This window comes from Ectobacillus polymachus (assembly GCF_048159605.1).
Taxonomy (GTDB): Bacteria; Bacillota; Bacilli; order Bacillales; family Bacillaceae_G; genus Ectobacillus; species Ectobacillus polymachus.
In genome coordinates this window covers 1804812-1827842 of sequence record NZ_JBLREB010000001.1, presented here as the reverse complement: position 1 = coordinate 1827842, position 23031 = coordinate 1804812, and the positions used below count along the sequence as shown (strand labels likewise).

The window sequence follows — 23031 nt, the reverse complement described above, 5'->3', positions numbered from 1 at the left end:
GGTTTTTTTATTTTGTAGACGCTTCTCAAAGGGGAAGGAAGAAAACTCTCAAGATTACAAGATTTTAACAATCTATTTACAGTTCGTTAATCCGGCCAACTTGGCATCAAGTTAGACTAGTTCCATAGACTTGTGTAACGGTTTATTCATTTCAGGTAATCAAGGGGGATGCTACATGAAAGCGGAATTACATTGTCATACTACGATATCCGATGGATCGTTTTCATTTGATGATTTACTTCTATTAGCGATGGGCGAGCAAGTAAGCCATTTAGCGATTACAAATCACGACACGACTATAGGTCTTTCAGACATGATAGAGAAAGGAAAACAAAACGATATTGAAATTATTCCGGGCATTGAAATATCTTCCTATGACGTTGAAAGAGAGAGAAAAGTACATATACTTGGCTACTTTATTAAGCCTGGCCACCCTGCTATTCAACAGCTATGCGATCCATTATTAGCAGCACGGCATGAAGCTTGTTATCAAATGGTACAAAGGGTTATTGAGGCTGGCTACGACATAAGCTGGGAGCAGGTACAGAAGTTTGCGAGTGGAGGAACGGGCGTTTATAAGCAGCATATTATGCATGCTTTAATTGAAAAAGGCTACACCGAATCAATATACGGTGAGTTATACAAAACCTTGTTTTCTCGTGGGCAAAACAAAGCAGCTGTAGGCATCGCGTACATACCCGTTGAATACGTAAAGCCAAGTTTGGCTATTCAAGTCATATTAGAGGCCGGGGGCGTTCCCGTTCTCGCCCATCCAGGACAATACAAAAATTTCGATGCCGTACCTGAATTAGTAGAGAGTGGATTACAAGGGATTGAAGTTTGGCATCCCTTACATAGTACAGCTGATTGCGAGATGGCAAAAAGGTATGCAGCTAAGTATGGATTAATCCAAACCGGCGGTTCTGACTTTCACGGTTTTTATGGAGAACGAGACGTTACGCTAGGATGTAATCATCCAGGAACTGAGAATTTGCAAGTATTACTTGAAAGAAAATTAAAGATCTAAAGCCTTTTTCTAAGGGGATGAATAGATATGCCAGAAGAAATGGAGATTATGGATCATTTGCTAGCGGACATACAATCAGGTATTTATGATCCCGGCGATAAATTACCGTCAGAGAATGAGCTTGCTGATTTGTTTCGGGTACCCCGTATGACGGTGCGTAAAGCGTTTGAGAGACTTCAGGAATTAGGCTACATCTATTCAAAGCAAGGCAAGGGAAGATTTGTGAAAGATCGACATCAACGAATTCCTCTTATGATGTCTGGAAATAAAAGCTTTAGTAATAAAATGATAGAGCTCGGCTATAACTATCAGTCGAAAAACATTCTCTGTAAGGCTATTGAATATAACCACAAAATTTATCAAGCATTGGGAGCCCATGAACAGGAACGTGTGTTTAAAATCGTACGGCTACGAATCATTGACCATGTACCCATTGCCATGCATATTTCCTATGTGGCGGAATCGATGTTTCCTGAGATTGAACGGATAGGAAAAGACATTACGTCTATGTATGAATTTTATATAAGCAAAGGATATGACCCAGTTAGCGAATCACAAATGTTATTAAGCGTTACCTTTCCTTCTAAATTCGAACGAGAAATCCTTGCATGCTCGGGCTTTATTCCCCTACTTGTAATGGAAGCAGCATGTAAGGATCAAACGACGCAAAAAAAAATAGATTATAGCAAAATTTTATATCGCAGTGATTATTTTACGTATGTGTTTTAATAAAATCTTTACATTCGCTTGCTTGGCAACAAGATACAGTATGTCTGGGAAGGAATTATGGAGTAGGGAGCGTTAGACATGAAACGAAAACAGAGGACTGAAATATTAATTGATGGTTCAAAATCCGTTTCCGAAAAGCTTGCACAACAGATTATCGACCAATATTCTGTTATCACAATCGAGGAGCCGAATCATGGTCTCGTCATGATTAAATCGAGAGAAACCGCTAAGAAAAGTCTATTTTATCTTGGAGAATTGTTCATAACAGAATGCAAGGTATCCATTCAGAATCACTTTGGTCTAGGGGTTGTGAAGGGGGATGAACCAGAGCTTGCTTACCATTTAGCAGTCATTGATGCAGCATATGCAGCAAATCTACCAGAAACATTGACATGGACCGAAATCTTAGCGTCTGAAGAGGAGCGAATTCAGCTCTCTATAAGGAAATGGGAAGAGAAGGTATTAAAAACAAAAGTTAACTTTGAAACGATGGATATTGATTGACAGGGGGATTTTGAGAATGCTAGATGCAGTTCATGATATACAAACTTCCTATCGAAAAGTAATAGATTCAATGGCAAGACCAGGATCCATTTCTAATTTAGTAGACGAGGTGAAGAAATGGGAAGGAGTTTCTCCATGCTTTCCTTCTACTCTATTACTTGCAAGAATGCTGCTTGATACAGAAGTAAGTTTTAAGGTGTTTTCGAATCAGGAGAGACCAATTACACGTTTCCTTCATCAGTTGACCTATGCAAAAGCAGTAGATACAAAGCATGCTGATTTTATCTTTCTTCTAGATGATGCTCCATCTGGTTCCTTGCAGCTTGCCGTGCAGGAGGCAAAGATAGGAGAACTAATGAATCCTCATACATCGGCGACAATTATTGTAGAAACAAATGCCCTTTCAAATGAAGCAGTGCTAAGCCTTAGAGGACCCGGTATTCAAGAGGTCAGCTTTGTTAAGGTAGATGTAAGCGAGGAATGGATTGCGATTCGCACTGATAAAAACAAAGAATATCCACTTGGAATTGACCTTATTTTTGTTGATAGAGAGCATCAACTACTTTGTTTGCCTCGAACAACGCAGGTTATCAAGGAGGGGAGATAGATGGGATATGTGGCTGTAAAGGGTGGTACAAAAGCCATCGAGGAATCGCTAAAACGAGTACAGTACGAGCGGGTGAACCAGGGACGAGTTTTGGATCTTGCAGACATTGAAGGAGGCATGAAAGGCCTTATTGACCAAATCATGTCGGAAAGCAGCCTTTACAGTGAAACATTAGCGGCTATCGCTATCAAGCAGGCCGAGGGAAATCCTGAGGAAGCAGTGTTTTTGCTTCGTGCATATCGTTCCACTTTGCCTAGAAAGCACTATTCGCGTACGTCTCTCTCCGAGCAAATGCGAGTGGAAAGACGGATTTCCGCAAGCTTTAAGGATGTACCGGGTGGACAAATATTGGGCGCTTCACGTGATTATGCGCATCGCTTACTTGATTTTGAAATGACGCAGGAAACAAATGAAACAGTGAAGCGGTGGTTAGACGCTTTTATAAAGGAAGAAGGCGAAACATCGGATGAAACCGATTTGTCTCATTTACCTAAAGTATTAGATTATTTACGAAGGAAAGGGCTTATGGAAGAGTGTCCTGTTGATGACAACAAACCAGATGATGTCACAAGAAAGAGTATTACCTTTCCCTCTAGTCGCAGTCAAAAGCTGCAAATTTTAACGAGAGGGCAGACAGGAGCGGTTACTTCCTTCGCCTATGCGGTCATTCGCGGGTATGGCATGCTCCATCCGACAGTTGGTGAGCTTCGGGTAGGATATCTTCCAATTTACATCGATTCTCCACTCGTATCTTCGGAGGAGGAAGAGGATGCGTACTATATTGGTGAGATTAAAGTAACGGAAGTGGAAATGCTCATGCCTGTCATGACCGAAAAAGAGCAAGGAAAGAAGAAGGAGCTAGCGTTTGATTTTGGCTATGGCCTATGCTTTGGACAGAATGAGACGAAGGCGATTGCGATGAGCATCTTAGATAAGAGTTTAGAGGGAGACAATCCAGCTATCCCTAGCGAAAATGAGGAATTTGTTCTTTATCATATTGATTCAGTAGAGTCAACCGGATTTATATCACATTTGAAATTACCTCACTATGTTACGTTCCAATCTAGCCTAAATGATGTTCGGAAGACGAAACAAATGAATGATAACAAAGAGGTGTAACGCGTATGGAAATGAACTACAATTTTGCCTTCTTTGACGAAGGATCCAAACGAGAAATACGAAGAGCGACATTGAAAGCGATTGCGATTCCAGGTTATCAAGTTCCGTTTGCCTCAAGAGAAATGCCGATTGCAAGAGGCTGGGGTACAGGTGGTCTTCAGGTTACTCTTTCCCTCATTGGCCGAGATGATGTACTAAAAGTAATTGATCAAGGATCGGATGAGTCGGTGAATGCAGTTAATATAAAAAAATTAATTCATAGAACAACTGGTGTTAAGACTACGGATGATACGAAAGAGGCAACCCTTATTCAGTCGCGCCATCGTATTCCGGAAATTCCACTTACGAAAGATCAAATTCTTATCTTGCAGGTTCCAATCCCTGAGCCACTGCGTATGTATGAGCCTAGTGAGCTCGAAACGAAGAAGCTTCACGGGGAAAAGGAATACAGCGGGGCATGGCTTATGCTGTTCGAGCAAATAATGAAATACCGAAATATAACGACCGGTTCTGATCATCCAGTCCTTGTCCATGATCGATATGTGATGGCACCAAGCCCGATTCCAAAATTTGATAATGAAAAAATGAATTACACAGAGGCTCTTATTTTGCTTGGAGCGGGCAGAGAAAAGAAGATTTATGCAGTTCCTCCATTCACAAAGGTTGTCTCGCTTTCGTTTGAAGATTTTCCGTTTCAGGCGGAGTCCTTTGCAGATAAATCGTGTAAGCTCTGCGGGGCAACTCATGTATATTTGGACGAGCTCTTTGACTCTGGAGAAACGTATTACCAGTGCAATGATACAAGCTATTGCTTAAGTCGATTAAACCAGAAGTCAAATTCATGAGGTGATAGAGAAATGACGAGACGTTCTATTCCCATTCTGTCCGTACAAAACTTAAGTAAGCAATACGGAGAAGGATGCGACCAGTGTAAGAGCTGGAACAGAGAGCATGTTTTGAAAAACTATTGTCCCACTTGCGGTACTGTGTACTCTTGCCAATCGATTAGTTTTGATTTGTATCCTGGTGAAATTATTGGGATTGTTGGCGAAAGTGGAAGTGGCAAATCAACAATGATGCGATGCATGTATTTTGATCAAGAAGCGACAAGTGGAGCAGCCTATTTGAGCTCTTATAAAGAGGGAAAGGTAAATTTATTTCAAGAATCGTCTCAGCAAAAGAGATTTATTCGAAATCACTTGATGGGAAAGGTATATCAAAATCCAATTTTGGGTCTACGAATGGATTTTTCTTCTGTAGGAAATATAGCAGAAAAAATGATTGCTGCAGGAAATCGCAATGTACATGAAATGGAAATGAGAGCGAGTGAGTTGCTAGAAAAAGTTCACATTCCACTTTACCGAATGCAGGAAGCACCTAAGCATTTCTCAGGCGGTATGCAGCAACGTGTTCAAATTGCGAAGGCACTTTCAAATAATCCGCCCATATTGCTTCTTGATGAGGTAACGACAGGACTTGATTTATCTGTACAAGCGAACGTGCTCGATCTAATCAAACATTTACAACGTGAGCTTCATATTAGTATTATTCTCGTTTCGCACGATTTGGGTGTGATTCGTATGCTCGCTGACAGAACAATGGTCATGCTTGACGGACAAGTAGTCGAGCAAGGGCTAACGGATCAAATTTTAGAAGACCCGCAGCACGCTTATACACAGAAACTTGTTCATTCGTTGCTCTAAGCATTCTAATTACTGGAGGGAGTACTATGTATCTCGTAACAAACGGATTGATTGTAACAGAAGAAACTATTCTAGATGGATTTGATCTCCTTGTGGAAAATGACCGAATTTCACACATAGCTCCAAAGGGAGACATTATTCCTCGTGAATCGATAGAAGTCATCGATGCCAATGGTGGCTATGTTACACCTGGATTTATTGATATCCACTCGGACTACATCGAGCATATGACGGGACCAAGACCAACTTCTCTTTTCGATTTTAATTTAGGACTAAGAGAAACGGAGAAGGAGCTGATTAGTCACGGCATCACAACGATGTTTCATTCTTTGTCAATCTTTAAATCTGTTGATTATAAATATCGGCCTATTCGTGAGCCGGAAAATGTAAGAAAGTTGATTGATCTAATTAATGACACCCATTCAAAACAACATTTAGTACGTCACCGTTTTCATGCACGGTTTGAGATTGATAATGTCGAAGAAATCGAAAACGTAAAACGTTACATTGGAGAAAAGAAGGTCCATCTTGTTTCGTTTATGGATCATACCCCAGGTCAAGGACAATATAGAGATTTAGAGGTTTATAAGAAAACAATACAAGGGTACAACACATATACCGACGACGAGATTGCTACCATTATTTCGAATCACCAAACAAAGGAAAAACTAACATTACAGGGTATCCAAGAAATTGCGCAGTTAGCTATGAAAAATGGAATTCCGATTGCTTCTCATGATGATGATTCTATCGAAAAATTGGATCTTGTAAAAAGCATTGGTGCTGTTATTAGTGAGTTTCCAATTACGCTTGAAATTGCAAAGAAAGCAAAGGAAAAAGGGATGCTTACAGTAGCAGGTGCACCTAACGTCATTCTAGGTGGATCTCATAGCGGCAATTTATCGGCAACGGAGGCAATCATGCATAATAGTGTCGATATTTTATGCAGCGATTATTATCCGGCAGCACTGCTTCATGCGGTATTCTACCTTACCAATCATCATCATTTGAATCTAGTAGAAATGTTTAAGATGGTTACATTACATCCTGCGAAAGCCGTCAATATGGACAGTGAAATTGGCTCGATTCGCGAAGGCAAGAAAGCCGATCTTCTAATCATTGCGAAAATTGAAGCTGATTTTCCTGTCATTACGGCAGTACTTGTTGACGGGAAACTAATCCAGAAAACCAATTATAGAATTTGATGGGGGATGAATCATTGGAGCCGATTTTAACGATAGAAAACTTGTCTAAGTCATTTACCCTTCATAACCTAAACAAGCAAATTCAAGCTATAGACGGAATTCATTTTGTTGTGAATGAAGGAGAATTTGTGGGGATAACAGGAAAGAGCGGAAGCGGCAAATCTACGATTTTAAAATGTATTTATCGCACGTATTTACCTGGATCCGGTCATATATGGTATAACTCCAAGCGATTTGGAGAAATTGATTTAGCTGATGTATCTGAGCGTACGATCATTGAGCTTCGTAAGTTTGAAATTGGCTATGTCTCTCAGTTTTTAAATGTAATGCCTAGGACGACTGCCAGAGAGCTTGTACAGCATGCAATTGTGGAAATGGGAGAGGATACAGAGACTGCTGCCAAGCAAACAGAAGACATACTAGCGCATTTTGAGCTGGACCCTGACTTGTGGGATAGTTATCCTTCCACCTTCTCAGGTGGAGAGAAGCTTCGATTGAATATAGCGAGAGCAATGGTCAAAAGACCGAGACTCCTGCTTTTGGATGAGCCAACCGCAAGTTTAGATGATGCTTCTAAAATCAAGGTGAAAATTTTAATTGAACAGCTTATGAAAGATGGTACAACAATGCTAGGAATCTTTCATGATCTTGCGTTTATGAAAAATATTTGCAGTCGTGAGTATGTTATGAATAACGGAAATTTGTTACCTGATTTATCCTAAAATTACAAAAAATTAAAATTAATTATATATTTTATTTAAAATAAAAACTTATAGTTAATTTGGGTAAAACCATACAATTCGAGAGGGGATTAATTTACAGATGAAAAAAGCTATTGCGTTAATTTTGTTTTTAGTCATTGCAACTATTTCGGCAGCTTGTGGTACTCAAAACAGTTCAGCTCCTGTCAAGACGAAAGATACGATTACAATCGCATGGTATCCGAATGAATCAGGGGAGGATTTAAAAGCAGCACGCGAAGAAATTGGAAAAGTTGTTGAAAAGGCAACAGGTAAAAAGGTTGAACATAAAACAACAACGGATTATACAATTGCTATTGAAGCAATTGCAAGTGGAAATGCTGATCTTGCGTTTATGGGTGCACAAGGCTACATAGAAGCAAATACGAAAAACAAGAAGGTTCAACCGTTAGTTGTAGAAAGCGGAGAGTCAGGTACATTATCTGATGCTCTATACAATAGCTGGATTAACGTAAAAAAAGAAGATGCTGACCAATATAAGAGCGGCAATGGATACTCACTTGATAACATTGCTGGGAAAAAGATGTCTTTCGTGTCTAACAGCTCTACATCTGGTTTTAAAGTTCCAACGAATAGTATTGTAACGTACTTTAGTAAACAAGATAAGTATAAAAATTTAAAAGCAGAGGATTTAATACAAGGCGGAAAGGACAAGTTCTTTAGTGAAGTACTTTATGGCGGATCTCACCAAGGCTCAGCAGTTAACCTTCTATCTGGTAAAGCTGATGTGGCAGCATTCTGTGATACGTGTGTAGCAAACTATGTAGAATTATCTTCTGGTACTGCAAACAAGCCAGGTGCTGTTTACAAAGTTAAACAAGATGCTGCAGAACCGTTTAATACAGTACCAGGAAAAGAATTCACGATTATTTCCGTAACTCCAGTTTTAAATGCTCCATTTGCTGTTAATACAGGTACAATCAGCGCTGATGATATTAAGAAATTAAAGGATGTTTTCACATCATCTGAAGTAACAAATAATCAAAAGATTTTCTTACCGAAAGATTCTAAAGAATCAGGCTTATATAAACTGAAATCTGGTAAGGAACAGTTTTTAACAGTAGATGATGCTTGGTTTAATCCAATTAGAGAATTATCAAAATAAAAATTAAATTTCTTCTTTTAAGGAGTTTGCGATGACAACTTTACTTGAATGTAAACATGTATCAAAGCAATATGGTCAAGGTACAAAGGCGTTATCGGATATTAACTTCACTGTAAAAGAAGGAGAGTTCGTATCAATCATAGGTCCATCAGGAGCAGGGAAATCTACCCTGCTCCGATGTATTAATCGAATGATTGATGCAACCAGTGGAGAAATAATATTCGATGGAGTTAATATATTATCCATTCGTAAGAGGGAATTAAAACAATTACGTACGAGAATTGGAATGATCTTTCAACATTACAATCTCGTAAATCGATTAAGTGTTATTGAGAATGTATTACATGGTCGACTTGGCTATAAATCTACGTTTACAGGGGCACTAGGGATCTATTCGCAGGAAGAAAAAACACAAGCGTATCAAATTTTGCAAATGCTTGGTTTAGAAGAGCAGATTTACAAAAGATGTGATCAGCTAAGCGGAGGACAAAAGCAACGTGTAGGAATTGCTCGGGCTTTAGTTCAAAATCCAAAGATGCTACTATGCGATGAACCAATCGCTTCTTTAGATCCAAATGCGTCAAAGATTATTATGGAGCATTTAAAGAAGATTTCCACCTCACTTGGAATTACCGTTTTGGTGAATTTGCATCAAGTCGATGTAGCTATGAAATATGCTGATCGAATTATTGGTGTGAATCAAGGGGAAGTTGTCTTTAATGGTCTTCCTGCCGAACTCACGAATGATATTCTTACATCTATTTACGGTTCTGAAATTGGAGAAGTTGTCATGAATCAGGAGGGCTACTATGCAGGAGAATTACTTTGCTAAAAAAAGAAGAAACTCTCTCTTGTTATGTGTATTCATCATCCTATTAACCTTTGTTGCTATGGTTATTACAAAATATGATGTAGAAAAAGGGTTTACCTCTATTCCAAAAGCTATCGAATGGGCCATTTCCAATTTTTATCCGAATGATGCTGCCATGAAGAGACTACCGGATATTCTTTCAAAACTTATTGAAACGCTTCTTATGTCGATTGCAGCAACGACGGTAGCTGCCGTATTTGCTTTAGTTTTTGCAATCGCTGGATCAAACACGACACGTGTAAACGGTATCTTTGGTTTTAGTAGCAGAGCGATTGCAACCATTTTTCGGAATATCGATGTTTCCGCATGGTCAATGATTTTACTTTTTTCTTTTGGGCAAAGTATATTAACTGGCTATTTCGCCCTTTTCTTCGGTTCATTTGGATTTATGACGCGAGCATTTATCGAGACAATCGATGAAGTGAGTTCAAGTTCAGTAGAAGCACTGCAAGCCACGGGATCCGGGTATTTTCCTATCATTTTCCAATCTGTCATTCCTTCTAGTAGTCCTCAGCTTGTTAGCTGGATTTTATTTCAGATTGAAACGAATATACGCCAAGCAACGATTATTGGTATTTTAACAGGCACAGGAATAGGATTTAGCTTCGAATTATATTACAAAAGTTTAAATTATCATGCAGCAAGTTTAGTTGTTATTGTACTGGTTGTATCTATATTAATAATTGATAATATATCAAATTACGTAAGAAAGGTGATTTTATAATGGTATTTGATGGATCGGGTACAACTGTAAACGAAGAAACGAAAGAAATAAAGACCCTGCATATACCAATTAAGGTAAAACCCTTCAACAAAGCATCTTTCATTATACAAATCACTTTGCTTACATTAGTGGCACTTACGATTTATGGTTTTTGTACCTTTGACTATAAGAACATTGATTTCTTTCAAGGCGTTATCTCGGTAGGACAAACTCTGAAGACGATGTTTTTTGAGCCGCACTTTAAACATTTTTCGTTTGTTGAAGCACTGCAAGAGGTACTTGTTACACTTGGACTTGCCTTTTTAACTACCTTGTTTGGAGCAGTTATTGCTTTACTGCTCGGTCTATTAGCTGCCAAAAATTTAACATCGAATACAGTCTCTGTTCTTATCAAGGGAGTAGTTGCCTTTATACGAGCGGTTCCGACGGTATTGTGGGTGTTAATTTTCGCTGTAGCTGCCGGTTTAGGAAGTGTAGCTGCAGTTATCGGTATGACATTCCATTCCATCGGCTATTTAATCAAGGCCTATTCGGAAGCGTTTGAAGAGGTAGATGAAGGTACGATAGAAGCGCTGAAGGCGAGTGGGGCGAATTGGTGGCAGATTGTGTTTCAATCTGTCATTCCTTCCTCGATTACGTATCTCATTTCTTGGACTTTTCTCAGATTTGAAATCAATTTCTCCGTTGCGATTGCCATGGGTGCTGCTGCAGGTGCAGGAGGAATTGGCTATCAGATGTTTATGGCAAGCGGATTCTACTATGACATTCGAGAAATTGGAGTGATTACGTACTTCATTCTAGCCTTCGCTATTGCATTAGAAATATTTGCGACCAGGTTAAAAGGAAAACTAAAAGTGAATGCGTAAAGATTCCAATTATTGTTCGTTGGTTTATCCTGCCACAGTGCTATGCATTGTGGCTTATTTTATTTAGAGAGCCCTCCTTCTTCCCTAACATTTAATCATATGGACTTCCCTGCTGACATACATTTGTAATGACATACATGATGGTGAGGAGGAAAAGAAGTGACTGCAGATAAACCAACGTCTTTAGGCTTTTCTTTGAAGGAATCTGTTTGGTTTCAAAAAGGACAGGAAGTCGCCGAATTACTATCTATTTCGTTATATCCTGACATTGAAATACAGGAACGTGATTTTGAAGTTGTTGTGATGGGATCATTACTTTTAACGGGAGAATATATAGCAGAGGAACAGCAGGAACAAACATTTTCATTACGTGAGTTATCACCCGTTCGTACGATTGACTCCATCTATATAAGAGAAGATGGAATCAATGAGCTTTCTCATGCCTTTCCGCTTGAAATATCAATCCCGCGTGGACGGGTTTATGCAGTAGAAGATCTATATGTAACGATTGAATCATTTGACTATGAGCTTCCCGAATCAGGATGCTTACAATTGATTGCGGATCTGTCCATACATGGTTTGCGGGAGGAAACGCAGCGTCAAGAGGAAACTGAGCTTTTTGTAGAACCTGATATAGATGACGATTCACTGTCTATTCAAGAATACAATGAGGAAGACGAGGATATTTTTGAACCATTTGAATTAATAGAAAGAAAAGAGCCAGAAAAAGTAAATTTTGAAACACGCCTTCCTCAAGTAGATTGGATAAATAAGAATGAAGAACTAGAGCTAGAACATAAGGAGGAAGAATTAGAATATAAGAAAACAGAATTAGAGCATAAGGAAGAAGAACTAGAATATAAGAAAGCAGAGTTAGAACATAGGGAAGAAGAACTAGAAAATAAGAAAGTAGAGCTAGCACATAGGGAAGAAGAACTAAAGCATAAGAAAGCAGAGCCAGAACATCCAAAAGTAGAACTAGATTATAAGAAAGAAGAGGAAGTATTCGAGTATTCAAACCGTGATGAGAATGCACTCTATTTAACGAAGCTATTTACGAAGGAACGGGAAGATGAGTTTACAAAGCTGCGTATGTATTTTGTGCAACAGGGAGATACGATTGAATCGATACTTGAACGATACGATATTACGATGCAGCAATTAACCCGCTTAAATGATTTAGATGATTTATATGTTCAAGAGGGAGAAATACTCTACATTCCTGTTGCAAAAAGAAGGGTATAATTCCTAGTCCTAAGAAGTTTTGCTTTTTCTTATTTTTTTGTACAGAAAGGATCGTCGCCTATATGGATCGTGAAGTGAGAGATCGGTATATTCCTATTTTAAAGATGTATCGGCTTCACGTAGAGCATCTAGAAGAGTATGGAAATGTTGTGAAGGTTTATACGAATCAAGGTCCATATGCGTTGAAAAAGCTGCGCTCATCCCATATTGAGCGCAGCGATTTCATACAGAACATTCGGCTTTTGGCTGAAAAAGGATTTACGAACTATGCTCCTGTTTATCATTCTATGGACGGTAACTATGTGTTATCCGACGGGGAGAATCGCTATTACTTAATGCCTTGGTTAGAATCTGATGGGGGAGAAGAGAACGATCATTATCATAGAATGTTTCAGACGCTGGCACTCATGCATCAAAAAACTGCCAGAGAAGAAAAAATATCAGAAGAAAAAGTTAGGAATCATTATGACTCCATCTCTAGACGCTGGGAACAAGAGAAGAATATGCTTGATCAATTCATCGTATCTTGTGAAAATAAATGGTACATGTCGCCATTTGAGCTGCAATACTGCACCTATTATCACCATGTCATGCGTTCACACCAATTTGCAACAAAAAAACTGGATGAGTGGCACGAGGCCATGAAAGAGAAGGAATCAACACGCATATCTCTCATTCATGGAAATGTAGCAAGCAATCATTTCTTATTTGATCATCAACGAAATGGATACTTTATAAGTCTAGAACAATTACAATATTCTACGCCTATACAAGATTTGGTACAATTTTACTTGCGCTCGTTATATACGTATCCGATAGCTCGAAATGATCGGTATGAATGGTTTCACGAATACCAAAAGACATTTCCCTTCACCCAAGAAGAAAATAAACTGATGCTTGCCTATCTTTCGTATCCACAACGTTTTACTAAACGAGTATCAGAGTACATGGAGGCAGCGCCAAGGGAAGATGTACAAGAGATTCACTCCGTTAACAGCTTACAACGCGGCTATTGGCTTATTAGTAATACCGAATTTTTTATCTCTCAAATTCAAGCAGCGGAGGCTCAGCAAAAGGAACAAAATCAGCAAACGTAGAAAAGTGCCATAGCGTATATGTTATGAAAAGGACCGTTACGAATAACTCTACATGTTTTAGAGTTTTTGTAACGGTCCTTTTCTCATTGATTTGGTTAGTTAGGGCTGTTGCCAATGTGTTCGAATCGTTAACGTAATAAAGATGACGAGCAAAATAATGTCTATAAACGTCGGAAGTAATAGGGTACGTATCGTTTGGAAAATCGTTAATGGGATTATAAAATCATATAAAATGGATTGAACAGACCGCAACCAGGAGGGGGTAGAGAAATTATACGTTCTCTTTAAGCGTTTCATCATGATTCCTCCGTTCATTCTTATACTTCTAGAATATGAAATAAAGTAAGAAATGTGCCTATGATTATAGTTTGTATTCGATGTAGCTGAAACTTCAGAGGTAAAAATTATTGAAACGTTATTGACGATTACGCTATTCTTTTTTAGACTATAATGTAGGATAGATGTAATATAGAAATATGCGAAGACAGGGAAGAGTACATCGTACAGCATCTTACAGAGAGAGAAATCAATTGCTGGGAGATTTCTTAGATACAGGCGATAGAAGGTAGCCCTAGAGCAGCTTCTTTGAAATAATAGTAGAAGAGGCCGGGATGTAACCCCGTTACATAATGAAGTGTGCAGGCAGTCGTCTGCAAAAAAAGGTGGTACCGCGAATCTAACTCCATTCGTCCTTTTCTAGGATGAAGGAGTTTTTTTATTTGCGAGAGATACAGCAAGCTAGATCCACGAAAAGTGATCCGGCTATGCTGTGCGTGTCTCGCTACGCTTTTCTAAAATAGGAGGGATATAAATGGAACAGAAGACGTTATCGACAAAATACGATCATGCATCCGTTGAAGCGGGTCGTTATAAATGGTGGGTGGAAGGAAAATATTTTGAAGCAACCGGAGATTCGGAAAAGGAACCGTATACGATTGTAATTCCGCCCCCTAACGTAACAGGAAAGCTTCACCTAGGTCATGCATGGGACACAGCCTTACAAGATATTTTAACACGTGCAAAGCGTATGCAAGGTTATGATGTATTATGGCTCCCTGGTATGGACCATGCGGGGATTGCAACGCAAGCAAAGGTAGAAGCAAAGCTTCGTGAAGAAGGAGTATCTCGTTACGATTTAGGTCGTGAGAAGTTTTTAGCAAAAGCATGGGAATGGAAAGAAGAATATGCATCACATATTCGTGCACAGTGGGAAAAGCTAGGACTTGGACTTGATTATTCAAGAGAACGCTTTACCCTTGATGAAGGATTATCTGCTGCTGTTCGTGAAGTATTCGTAACTCTTTACAAAAAAGGGTTAATCTATCGCGGAGAATATATTATCAACTGGGATCCGCAAACGAGAACAGCACTTTCTGATATCGAAGTTATTTATAAAGATATACAAGGCGCTTTTTATCATATGCGTTATCCACTTTCTGATGGTTCCGGCTATTTAGAAATTGCGACGACTCGTCCAGAAACAATGCTTGGTGATACAGCCGTTGCTGTACATCCGAAAGACGAACGTTACAATCATTTAATTGGTAAGACTCTTATCCTTCCAATTGTAGGAAGGGAAATTCCGATTGTTGGTGATGAATATGTTGATATGGAATTTGGCTCAGGGGCTGTAAAAATTACACCAGCTCACGATCCTAACGATTTTGAAGTTGGAAACCGTCACAACTTAGCACGTATTCTCGTTATGAACGAGGACGGCACAATGAATGAAAATGCAGGAAAATATCAAGGAATGGATCGTTTCGAATGCCGAAAGCAAATTGTAAACGATTTGAAAGAGCAAGGTGTTCTAACGAAAATTGAAGAAATGACGCACTCTGTCGGTCATAGTGAACGAAGCGGGGCAGTTGTTGAGCCATATCTTTCTACACAATGGTTTGTAAAAATGAAGCCATTAGCTGAAAAGGCAATCCAATTGCAAGAACAAGAAGAAAAGGTTACATTCGTACCAGACCGTTTTGAAAAGACATACTTGCGTTGGATGGAAAACATCCGCGATTGGTGTATTTCACGTCAGCTTTGGTGGGGACACCGTATCCCAGCTTGGTATCATAAAAAAACAGGCGAAGTATACGTAGGAGTAAACCCTCCAGCAGATATCGAAAATTGGGAACAAGATGAAGATGTTTTGGATACATGGTTTAGCTCAGCTTTATGGCCATTTTCAACATTAGGCTGGCCGAATCGTGATGCTGAAGATTTCAAACGCTATTACTCAACAGACGTACTCGTTACAGGCTATGATATTATCTTCTTCTGGGTTTCTCGTATGATTTTCCAAGGCTTAGAATTTACAGGAAAACGTCCATTTAAAGATGTATATATCCACGGGCTTGTTCGTGATGCTGAGGGACGTAAGATGAGTAAATCACTTGGTAATGGCGTAGACCCTATGGAAGTTATTGAAAAGTATGGCGCGGATTCTTTACGTTATTTCTTAGCAACAGCTGGATCACCTGGTCAAGATGTTCGCTATAGTGTGGAAAAAGTAGAATCGACATGGAATTTCATTAATAAGATATGGAATGCATCTCGCTTCGTATTAATGAATCTAGACGAAATGAAATATGAGGATATTGATCTTACGACAACTATGAATGTTGCCGATAAATGGATTTTAACGCGTTTAAATGAAACCATTGAAAGTGTAACGAAAAATATTGATAAATATGAACTAGGTGAAGTAGGCCGCTCCCTTTATAACTTTATTTGGGATGACTTCTGTGATTGGTATATTGAAATGGCGAAGCTTCCTTTATATGGTGAGGATGAAGCAGCGAAGAAAACAACTCGCTCGGTATTAGCTTACGTATTAGATTCTATTATGAAATTGCTTCATCCATTCATGCCATTTGTGACTGAAGAAATTTGGCAAGCTCTCCCTCATGAAGGGGATTCCATCACCGTTTCGAAATGGCCTGAAGTACGGGACGATTTAAACGATCATCAAGCTGCAGAGGATATGCAGGTTCTTACGGAAATTATTCGTTCTGTTCGTAACATTCGTGCAGAAGTAAATACACCGCTTAGCAAAAAAATTCAACTTCTTCTCAAGGTAAAGGATGAAGCGGTATTAGCAAGCTTAAAGGAAAACAGCTCGTACATTGAACGTTTCTGTAATCCGAGTGATCTAATCATTGCAACTGATATACAAGCACCGGAAAAGGCGATGACAGCTGTTGTAACTGGGGTAGAACTATTCCTCCCACTTGAAGGCTTAATTAATATTGAAGAAGAAATAGCTCGTCTGGAAAAAGAATTGAAGAAACTAGATGCAGAGGTAGAGCGAGTTCAGAAAAAACTAGGCAATGAAGGATTCGTGAAAAAAGCGCCTGCTCACGTAATTGAGGAAGAGCGTAAGAAAGAACAAGATTATGTTGAAAAACGTGAAATTGTTCGTACTCGCCTAGCTGAATTACATCAGTAGAATCTTCATCGATAAGAATGAGTCTAGTAAGTGCTAAGTTTTAGCCTTACTAGGCTTGTTGTTTTAGGAGGGGTAGCATGATACAGTCTTACGAAGAAGCAATAAACTGGATTCACGGTCGATTAAAGTTTGGGATAAAACCAGGATTAGCTCGGATGAACTGGATGTTAGAGAAATTAAATCATCCTGAGCGACGTGTGAAGTTTGTTCATATTGCAGGTACAAACGGGAAAGGCTCTACCGTTACTTATATGCGTATGATTTTACAAAAAGCTGAGTATAAGGTAGGGACTTTTACATCTCCTTATATCGAACATTTTAATGAACGTATTAGTATCAATGGAGCTCCTATCTTAGACGAGGACATTTTAAAGTTAGTTAACACTGTAAAGCCTATTGTTGAAGAATGTGATAAGACAGATCTTGGGGAAGCAACAGAGTTCGAAATAATAACCGTAATAGCATTGTATTATTTTGCTGTAGAAAACATTTGTGATATCGTTTTGCTTGAAACGGGACTTGGCGGTAGATATGATTCAACAAATGTTGTGTATCCATTGTTGTCTATCATTACGACCATAGGCCATGATCATATGCATATCTTGGGAGATACGTTAGAGAAAATTGCCTTTGAGAAAGCTGGAATAGTGAAAGCAGGTATCCCGGTTGTAACAGGTGTATCGCAACAAGAGGCCCTTGACGTCATTACATCGGTTGCACAAGAGAAGCGAGCAAAAAAGTATGTCCTTGGCAGTGATTTTGCCATAAAAGACATTCATTCCGAACCGAAAGGGGAAACATTTTCGTTTTCGTGTGCATTTCAAGAGCTAGAGAATGTTTCGATTTCGATGAAGGGTGAACATCAAGTTCAAAATGCCTCCTTAGCTCTTATGGGTATTTATCATTTGAAAATGTTTCAATCCTTTTTAATAGATGAAGCACATATTCGAGAAGGTCTTCAAGCGGCTTATTGGATCGGAAGATTTGAACAAATCTCAGATTCTCCTACTATTATTATTGATGGGGCACATAATCCTGAGGGCGTAGAAAGCTTAGTTAAGACGGTGAAAGCTCATTATAGCAACCGCCGAATTGTAATTATGTTCAGTGCACTCGGTGATAAAAAACTAAGTGAAATGGTAGCATCACTAGAGACAATTGCTAGTAAGATGATCTTTACGACGTTTTCTTTTCATCGTGCTGTATCTGCAGATCTTCTTGCTTCGCACTGTCAAAGCGCAGAAAAAGAAGTATATGATAATTGGCGAGACGCATACGAACATACCGCCAAGCAGCTTAATGAAAATGATGTATTACTTATTACAGGCTCTCTTTACTTTATAGCAGAGGTACGAAAATATGTGATAGAAGAAAACAGATAGTCCCCACTTGGGCTATCTGTTTTTTTTCACAAATACCTAAACTTATTTGAAGTTCTATTCTCCATCTATGACGAATATCTTTGAAATATAAGAAATAATGACGTACGTGCTGCGACAAAACTCCTCTACATTTTCATGAATGGGGTGCTATGATTTTAGTCTGGAAAGGAGATGAAAATATGGACAAGCATTCTCCCAAAATATCCATTAAGCTTAACGGTACGGATATAGCCTATAAAGAAAAGCGAAAAGCTGTTGTTACAGGCAGGAGAGAAGAAGCAGCTGTGCGATTAGCACCAACAGAACAGCATCATCAGGCTGCTAAGTCCCCATCTTCATCACGAACTACAACAAAGCGAATTGTACTAACGGTTAGTTCCGCTGTAATAATTGGAACAGGACTAGGAGTTTCCGTCTTGGAAATGTTAGGAGGAAGCCAGCCGTCCGGAAAGCAATCTACTGCTATCATGCCGAATCAGCAGACAGAGCAGCCAAAGGAAATAAGTGCTGTTTTTCAACCAGTTCAACTATCAATTCTCCAAACGGGTGCATTTTCTTCTAAGGAAAAGGGACAGGCTGTTTTAGATGAATTGAAAAAAAAGGGTACTCCGGCAGCGATGAGAGAAGAAAACGGAAAGTTTTACATTGTTTCATATATTAGTAATGATGAGGCAAGTATAAAGAAAATGGGGGACTTACTTACAAAAAAGAATATAAGTTTTTATGTGAAGCAATGGTCCATTCAACAAACAACTGTTCCAAATGCTCTTGAAGCTAAGCGAACCCTTATTGCAAAAGGAGAATCTATGCTGCTTTATAACGTCTCACAAAGTACGCAGTTATACATGGGAAAAAGCATTGATGATGAAGAATGGAATCGTATGAATAAAGAATGGGATACTCTTTCAAAAGAAGCAAATAATCTAGAGCAGGACGACGTAAAAACATTTATGATGTCCATAGCTAAGTCCCGTGATGCATGGAATGAATACAAAGTCAAAAAAAATGACGAAGCATTTACGCAACTTCAACAAACATTAGTTGATGGACTCACTGCATATGAAAAAATAGTAACAGCAAAATAAGTCTCGTTTCAAAAATATAAAATAGAAAGCGAAAGATCTTAATTTTCTTTCGCTTTTTTTGTGTAATAAACTGTTAAAAACAGTATTTTTTATACATTGTGAAGCATGGTGTACTTTGATACGATGATACTGTAGCTTTTTGTCCAGCAATTAATGGGCAGTAGTCCTGATATTTCGGGGTTCATCCTAAAGTGAGGGGACTCCCCGTGGTTTAGGAAAGTTTACTTTATATACAAAAATAAGTAGGTGGTGCGAACATGGAAATGATTTTAGCATCTGGATCCCCGAGACGAAAGGAATTGCTTCGTATGCTGGCAATTCCGTTTACGATACAGGTAAGTGAAGTCCAAGAAACACTTGATAATTGGGAAAATCCTTACCAGGCTGCCACTATGTTAGCCTTACAAAAAGCAATGGATGTGCATAACCGTTTTAAAGATGCAGTCATTATCGGTGCGGATACAATTGTTACATACGATTCAAGAATGCTAGGTAAACCAAGGAGTAAACAAGAAGCAGCAAGTATGCTACGGCTATTATCTGGACAAACGCATGAGGTAGTTACAGGAGTAGCGATGGTTTCTCATAAAAAAACGATTACATTTTACGAAAAAACGGAAGTTACGTTTTATGAGATCACGGATGAAGAAATAGAAGCTTATATCGCTACAAAGGAACCTTTTGATAAAGCTGGCAGCTACGGAATCCAAGGAGCAGGTGCACTTTTTGTCAAAGAAATAAAAGGAGATTATTATTCTGTTGTTGGTCTGCCAATTGCTAGGATTGCTAGAGAACTCAAATCATTTGCCTAAGGAGGAATGAGATTGAGCATGATTCAGGGAGTTGCCAAAGAGGATCAGCCACGAGAAAGATTACTCATGGAAGGTGCAGATAGTTTATCAAACACAGAGCTATTAGCTATTCTTCTTCGCACGGGAACGAAAGATGAATCTGTTCTTACATTAGCAGGGCGAATTTTGCAGCAATTTGATGGATTACGATTGTTAAAAGAAGCAACAGTAGAAGAAATTACGAATATTAACGGGATAGGTATGGCGAAGGCAGCTCAGCTGTTAGCAGCATTTGAGTTAGGACGAAGAATGGTCAGGCTAGAGTATAAACAAAGGTATAGTATTCGAAGTCCTGAGGATTGTGCGAAATATATGATGGAAGAAATGCGCTTTCTGCAGCAAGAACATTTTGTGTGCTTATATTTAAATACAAAAAATCAAGTTCTTCATCGCCAAACCGTATTTATTGGTAGTTTGAATGCTTCTATAGTGCACCCACGTGAAGTCTTCCGCGAAGCATTTAGGCGTTCAGCAGCTTCCATTATTTGTCTTCATAACCATCCATCAGGTGATCCATCCCCTAGCAGGGAAGATATAGAAGTTACCAAAAGATTAGCTGAATGTGGTAAAATAATGGGGGTAGAATTACTAGACCATATTATAATAGGTGAGCATCGTTTCGTAAGCTTGAAGGAAAAAGGGTATATTTAATACTATTCAATTTTTCTGTTTTGTTTTATAATGTGTTTTATGAGTTTTTTCTATCATTTTGCTAACAATAATCAAAGTAAAATAGAAACGTTTTGTTTTTTTTCATAAAAAGCAAAGTATTTTAGTTTTAGAAAGGAAGATACATTAATGTTTGGATTTGGTGGATTTACCCGTGACCTAGGTATAGACTTAGGTACTGCAAATACTCTTGTGTATGTTAAGGGAAGAGGAATTGTCGTTCGTGAACCGTCCGTAGTGGCGATGCATACTGATACAAAACAAATTGTTGCAGTTGGAAATGAAGCAAAGAAAATGATTGGTCGTACTCCTGGTAACGTAGTGGCTCTACGTCCGATGAGAGATGGCGTTATTGCTGACTATGAAACAACAGCTGCGATGATGAAGCATTATATTCAACTAGCGCAAAAATCAAATGGTCTTTTCTCTCGCAAGCCTTATGTAATGGTATGTGTACCATCAGGAATTACTGCGGTTGAAAAACGTGCTGTAATTGATGCTACTCGTCAAGCAGGAGCACGTGATGCGTACTCTATCGAAGAGCCGTTTGCAGCAGCTATTGGGGCAAATTTACCAGTTTGGGAACCTACAGGTAGTATGGTTGTTGATATCGGTGGTGGTACGACTGAGGTTGCAATTATTTCTTTAGGTGGTATTGTTACAAGTCAATCTATCCGCGTTGCAGGCGATGAAATGGATGAATCCATTATGCAATACATTAAGAAGAACTATAATTTAATGATTGGTGAACGTACTGCCGAAACGTTAAAGCTGGAAGTTGGTTCTGCTGGAAATCCTGAAGGAATCGAACCAATGGAAATACGCGGACGAGACTTAATTACAGGATTGCCAAAAACCGTTTTAATTCGTCCAGAAGAAATCGAAGAAGCTTTAAAAGATACAGTAGATGCTATTGTGGAGTCCGTTAAAAATACGTTAGAAAAAACACCTCCTGAACTATCAGCAGATATTATGGATAGAGGAATTGTTCTAACTGGTGGCGGCGCGCTACTTCGTAATTTAGATAAGGTAATTAGCAAAGAAACGAATATGCCTGTCATTGTTGCAGAAAATCCACTTGACTGCGTAGCAATCGGAACAGGAAAGGCTCTTGATAATATTGGTCTCTTCAAAACAAAATTAAGTTGATTTAAGAGGGTGTAGATGTGCCACAGTTTTTCTTAAACAAACGATTAATTGTGCTATTGGTAAGTATCATTCTTCTCGTGGCATTGATTGGGTTTTCGATTAAAGATCGTCAAAAATTGAGTTGGCCTGAGCAATTTGTTAAAGATACGGTTGGAGTCGTGCAAAGTGTATTTGAGAAACCTGCACATTATGTTGCAGGCTTCTTTCAGAATGTAGAAGATATAAAGGCTACATATGAAGAAAATAAAACACTTAAGGCTAATCTAGACAAATATGCAGAGCTTTCTTCTAAAGTAGGAGAGCTAACGAAGGAAAATGAGGAGTTACGTTCTATACTTGGAAAGAAAGATTCTCTACGTGATTATGATCCTTTGCAGGCTACCGTTATCGGTCGTAACCCAGATAAATGGTATGATCTAGTAGCAATCGATAAAGGGTCACAGCAGGGTGTTCAAAAAGACATGGCTGTGATTACCGATAAAGGTCTAATTGGTAAAGTAAAAGATGTTTCACAATTTACTTCTACGGTAGAATTGCTTAGTTCCGTCACTCGTACAAATCGTATTTCAGCAGTGGTACAAGATGATGCCACGGTATTTGGATTAATTGAAGGATATGATAAGGATAAGCAAGCACTTCTCTTTACCAAAATCCCTTCAAGTGCCAATGTGAAAAAGGATCAATATGTTGTGACATCTGGCTATGGCGGTGTATTTCCGAAAGGGTTAGTTATTGGAAAAATAGTTGATGTTACACCGGATGATTATGGATTAACGCAAACAGCATACGTAAAACCAGAAGCTGATATTAATAATATCGATAATGTCATTGTTGCGAAGAGAACAATGCCATCATCTGATCAATTGAAATAAGGGGGAAGATAA

Annotated in this window: 23 protein-coding genes and 1 other annotated feature; of the genes, 22 read left to right on the top strand and 1 reads right to left on the bottom strand. The window is 38.8% G+C overall.

Translation table 11 applies throughout. The features are described 5' to 3' along the window. The first annotated feature begins 175 nt into the window (after positions 1–175). From ACM5BR_RS09405 to ysxE, 15 genes are all read left to right on the top strand, one after another. Positions 176–1027 (top strand): PHP domain-containing protein, encoded by an 852-nt coding sequence (locus ACM5BR_RS09405; protein ID WP_416827538.1) that lies wholly within the window; start codon positions 176–178, stop codon positions 1025–1027. Between the two features lie 27 nt (positions 1028–1054). Next, the gene (locus ACM5BR_RS09400; RefSeq protein ID WP_416827536.1) at positions 1055–1756 is read left to right on the top strand and encodes a GntR family transcriptional regulator; all 702 of its coding nucleotides are present in this window, start codon (positions 1055–1057) and stop codon (positions 1754–1756) included. A 78-nt stretch (positions 1757–1834) separates the two neighbouring features. After that, entirely contained in the window at positions 1835–2260 is a 426-nt protein-coding gene (gene phnG / locus ACM5BR_RS09395; protein ID WP_416827534.1) for a phosphonate C-P lyase system protein PhnG, read from the top strand. 16 nt (positions 2261–2276) lie between these two features. Beyond that, complete coding sequence (gene phnH, locus ACM5BR_RS09390) at positions 2277–2867, top strand: phosphonate C-P lyase system protein PhnH (RefSeq protein WP_416827532.1); 591 nt, start codon at positions 2277–2279, stop codon at positions 2865–2867. Beyond that, positions 2868–3986, top strand: coding sequence for a carbon-phosphorus lyase complex subunit PhnI (locus ACM5BR_RS09385; RefSeq protein ID WP_416827531.1), 1119 nt, complete (start codon positions 2868–2870; stop codon positions 3984–3986). A 5-nt stretch (positions 3987–3991) separates the two neighbouring features. Beyond that, positions 3992–4831, top strand: coding sequence for an alpha-D-ribose 1-methylphosphonate 5-phosphate C-P-lyase PhnJ (locus ACM5BR_RS09380; protein ID WP_416827529.1), 840 nt, complete (start codon positions 3992–3994; stop codon positions 4829–4831). 12 nt (positions 4832–4843) lie between these two features. Further along, the gene (locus ACM5BR_RS09375) at positions 4844–5689 is read left to right on the top strand and encodes an ATP-binding cassette domain-containing protein (protein ID WP_416827528.1); all 846 of its coding nucleotides are present in this window, start codon (positions 4844–4846) and stop codon (positions 5687–5689) included. 26 nt (positions 5690–5715) lie between these two features. Continuing rightward, positions 5716–6894, top strand: coding sequence for a phosphonate metabolism protein PhnM (gene phnM / locus ACM5BR_RS09370; RefSeq protein WP_416827526.1), 1179 nt, complete (start codon positions 5716–5718; stop codon positions 6892–6894). 14 nt (positions 6895–6908) lie between these two features. After that, entirely contained in the window at positions 6909–7616 is a 708-nt protein-coding gene (locus ACM5BR_RS09365; protein WP_416827524.1) for a phosphonate C-P lyase system protein PhnL, read from the top strand. Between the two features lie 100 nt (positions 7617–7716). Next, positions 7717–8760 (top strand): PhnD/SsuA/transferrin family substrate-binding protein, encoded by a 1044-nt coding sequence (locus ACM5BR_RS09360; protein WP_416827522.1) that lies wholly within the window; start codon positions 7717–7719, stop codon positions 8758–8760. Between the two features lie 31 nt (positions 8761–8791). Further along, a complete protein-coding gene (phnC, locus tag ACM5BR_RS09355; protein ID WP_416827520.1) occupies positions 8792–9592 on the top strand; it encodes a phosphonate ABC transporter ATP-binding protein in 801 nt (266 codons plus the stop codon). Next, entirely contained in the window at positions 9570–10355 is a 786-nt protein-coding gene (locus ACM5BR_RS09350; protein WP_416827518.1) for a PhnE/PtxC family ABC transporter permease, read from the top strand. Before phnC ends, ACM5BR_RS09350 begins: the two co-directional genes overlap by 23 nt. Next, positions 10355–11221, top strand: coding sequence for a PhnE/PtxC family ABC transporter permease (locus tag ACM5BR_RS09345; protein ID WP_416827517.1), 867 nt, complete (start codon positions 10355–10357; stop codon positions 11219–11221). The genes ACM5BR_RS09350 and ACM5BR_RS09345 overlap by 1 nt, the downstream gene beginning before the upstream one ends. Before the next feature lie 159 nt (positions 11222–11380). Further along, positions 11381–12466 carry a stage VI sporulation protein D gene (gene spoVID, locus ACM5BR_RS09340; RefSeq protein WP_416827515.1) on the top strand — a complete coding sequence of 362 codons (1086 nt, stop codon included), beginning with the start codon at positions 11381–11383 and terminating at the stop codon, positions 12464–12466. 62 nt (positions 12467–12528) lie between these two features. Then, a complete protein-coding gene (ysxE, locus tag ACM5BR_RS09335; protein ID WP_416827513.1) occupies positions 12529–13563 on the top strand; it encodes a spore coat protein YsxE in 1035 nt (344 codons plus the stop codon). 99 nt (positions 13564–13662) lie between these two features. Here ysxE and ACM5BR_RS09330 read toward each other — a convergent pair whose 3' ends face one another. Continuing rightward, positions 13663–13860, bottom strand: coding sequence for a hypothetical protein (locus tag ACM5BR_RS09330; protein WP_416827511.1), 198 nt, complete (start codon positions 13858–13860; stop codon positions 13663–13665). A 175-nt stretch (positions 13861–14035) separates the two neighbouring features. After that, positions 14036–14260, top strand: a binding site (T-box leader). Between the two features lie 114 nt (positions 14261–14374). Between ACM5BR_RS09330 and ACM5BR_RS09325 the strand changes: the two genes are divergently transcribed. The 7 genes from ACM5BR_RS09325 (at position 14375) to mreC (ending at position 23019) form a co-directional block, all read left to right on the top strand. Continuing rightward, a complete protein-coding gene (locus ACM5BR_RS09325) occupies positions 14375–17011 on the top strand; it encodes a valine--tRNA ligase (protein ID WP_416827510.1) in 2637 nt (878 codons plus the stop codon). 77 nt (positions 17012–17088) lie between these two features. Beyond that, on the top strand, positions 17089–18393 hold the full coding sequence (locus tag ACM5BR_RS09320) for a bifunctional folylpolyglutamate synthase/dihydrofolate synthase (RefSeq protein ID WP_416827508.1): 1305 nt from the start codon (positions 17089–17091) through the stop codon (positions 18391–18393). A gap of 179 nt (positions 18394–18572) precedes the next feature. Next, complete coding sequence (locus ACM5BR_RS09315; protein ID WP_416827506.1) at positions 18573–19478, top strand: SPOR domain-containing protein; 906 nt, start codon at positions 18573–18575, stop codon at positions 19476–19478. Between the two features lie 257 nt (positions 19479–19735). Further along, positions 19736–20290 (top strand): Maf family protein, encoded by a 555-nt coding sequence (locus tag ACM5BR_RS09310; RefSeq protein WP_416827504.1) that lies wholly within the window; start codon positions 19736–19738, stop codon positions 20288–20290. An 18-nt stretch (positions 20291–20308) separates the two neighbouring features. Further along, a complete protein-coding gene (gene radC / locus ACM5BR_RS09305; protein ID WP_416827882.1) occupies positions 20309–20980 on the top strand; it encodes a RadC family protein in 672 nt (223 codons plus the stop codon). Between the two features lie 147 nt (positions 20981–21127). Next, entirely contained in the window at positions 21128–22147 is a 1020-nt protein-coding gene (locus ACM5BR_RS09300; protein WP_416827502.1) for a rod shape-determining protein, read from the top strand. A gap of 17 nt (positions 22148–22164) precedes the next feature. After that, complete coding sequence (gene mreC, locus ACM5BR_RS09295) at positions 22165–23019, top strand: rod shape-determining protein MreC (protein ID WP_416827500.1); 855 nt, start codon at positions 22165–22167, stop codon at positions 23017–23019. Positions 23020–23031 lie beyond the last annotated feature (12 nt).

Excerpts from the sequence above, each read along its gene's own strand:
- ACM5BR_RS09325 (WP_416827510.1), top strand. The coding sequence starts at position 14,375 with ATGGAACAGAAGACGTTATCGACAAAATACGATCATGCATCCGTTGAA.
- ACM5BR_RS09350 (WP_416827518.1), top strand. The coding sequence starts at position 9,570 with ATGCAGGAGAATTACTTTGCTAAAAAAAGAAGAAACTCTCTCTTGTTA.
- ACM5BR_RS09310 (WP_416827504.1), top strand. The coding sequence starts at position 19,736 with ATGGAAATGATTTTAGCATCTGGATCCCCGAGACGAAAGGAATTGCTT.
- ACM5BR_RS09380 (WP_416827529.1), top strand. The coding sequence starts at position 3,992 with ATGGAAATGAACTACAATTTTGCCTTCTTTGACGAAGGATCCAAACGA.
- ACM5BR_RS09405 (WP_416827538.1), top strand. The coding sequence starts at position 176 with ATGAAAGCGGAATTACATTGTCATACTACGATATCCGATGGATCGTTT.
- ACM5BR_RS09345 (WP_416827517.1), top strand. The coding sequence starts at position 10,355 with ATGGTATTTGATGGATCGGGTACAACTGTAAACGAAGAAACGAAAGAA.
- ACM5BR_RS09330 (WP_416827511.1), bottom strand. The coding sequence starts at position 13,860 with ATGAAACGCTTAAAGAGAACGTATAATTTCTCTACCCCCTCCTGGTTG.
- phnM (WP_416827526.1), top strand. The coding sequence starts at position 5,716 with ATGTATCTCGTAACAAACGGATTGATTGTAACAGAAGAAACTATTCTA.
- ACM5BR_RS09375 (WP_416827528.1), top strand. The coding sequence starts at position 4,844 with ATGACGAGACGTTCTATTCCCATTCTGTCCGTACAAAACTTAAGTAAG.
- phnG (WP_416827534.1), top strand. The coding sequence starts at position 1,835 with ATGAAACGAAAACAGAGGACTGAAATATTAATTGATGGTTCAAAATCC.
- ACM5BR_RS09315 (WP_416827506.1), top strand. The coding sequence starts at position 18,573 with ATGGACAAGCATTCTCCCAAAATATCCATTAAGCTTAACGGTACGGAT.
- ACM5BR_RS09360 (WP_416827522.1), top strand. The coding sequence starts at position 7,717 with ATGAAAAAAGCTATTGCGTTAATTTTGTTTTTAGTCATTGCAACTATT.
- phnH (WP_416827532.1), top strand. The coding sequence starts at position 2,277 with ATGCTAGATGCAGTTCATGATATACAAACTTCCTATCGAAAAGTAATA.
- ACM5BR_RS09385 (WP_416827531.1), top strand. The coding sequence starts at position 2,868 with ATGGGATATGTGGCTGTAAAGGGTGGTACAAAAGCCATCGAGGAATCG.
- phnC (WP_416827520.1), top strand. The coding sequence starts at position 8,792 with ATGACAACTTTACTTGAATGTAAACATGTATCAAAGCAATATGGTCAA.
- ACM5BR_RS09300 (WP_416827502.1), top strand. The coding sequence starts at position 21,128 with ATGTTTGGATTTGGTGGATTTACCCGTGACCTAGGTATAGACTTAGGT.
- ysxE (WP_416827513.1), top strand. The coding sequence starts at position 12,529 with ATGGATCGTGAAGTGAGAGATCGGTATATTCCTATTTTAAAGATGTAT.
- radC (WP_416827882.1), top strand. The coding sequence starts at position 20,309 with ATGATTCAGGGAGTTGCCAAAGAGGATCAGCCACGAGAAAGATTACTC.
- ACM5BR_RS09400 (WP_416827536.1), top strand. The coding sequence starts at position 1,055 with ATGCCAGAAGAAATGGAGATTATGGATCATTTGCTAGCGGACATACAA.
- ACM5BR_RS09320 (WP_416827508.1), top strand. The coding sequence starts at position 17,089 with ATGATACAGTCTTACGAAGAAGCAATAAACTGGATTCACGGTCGATTA.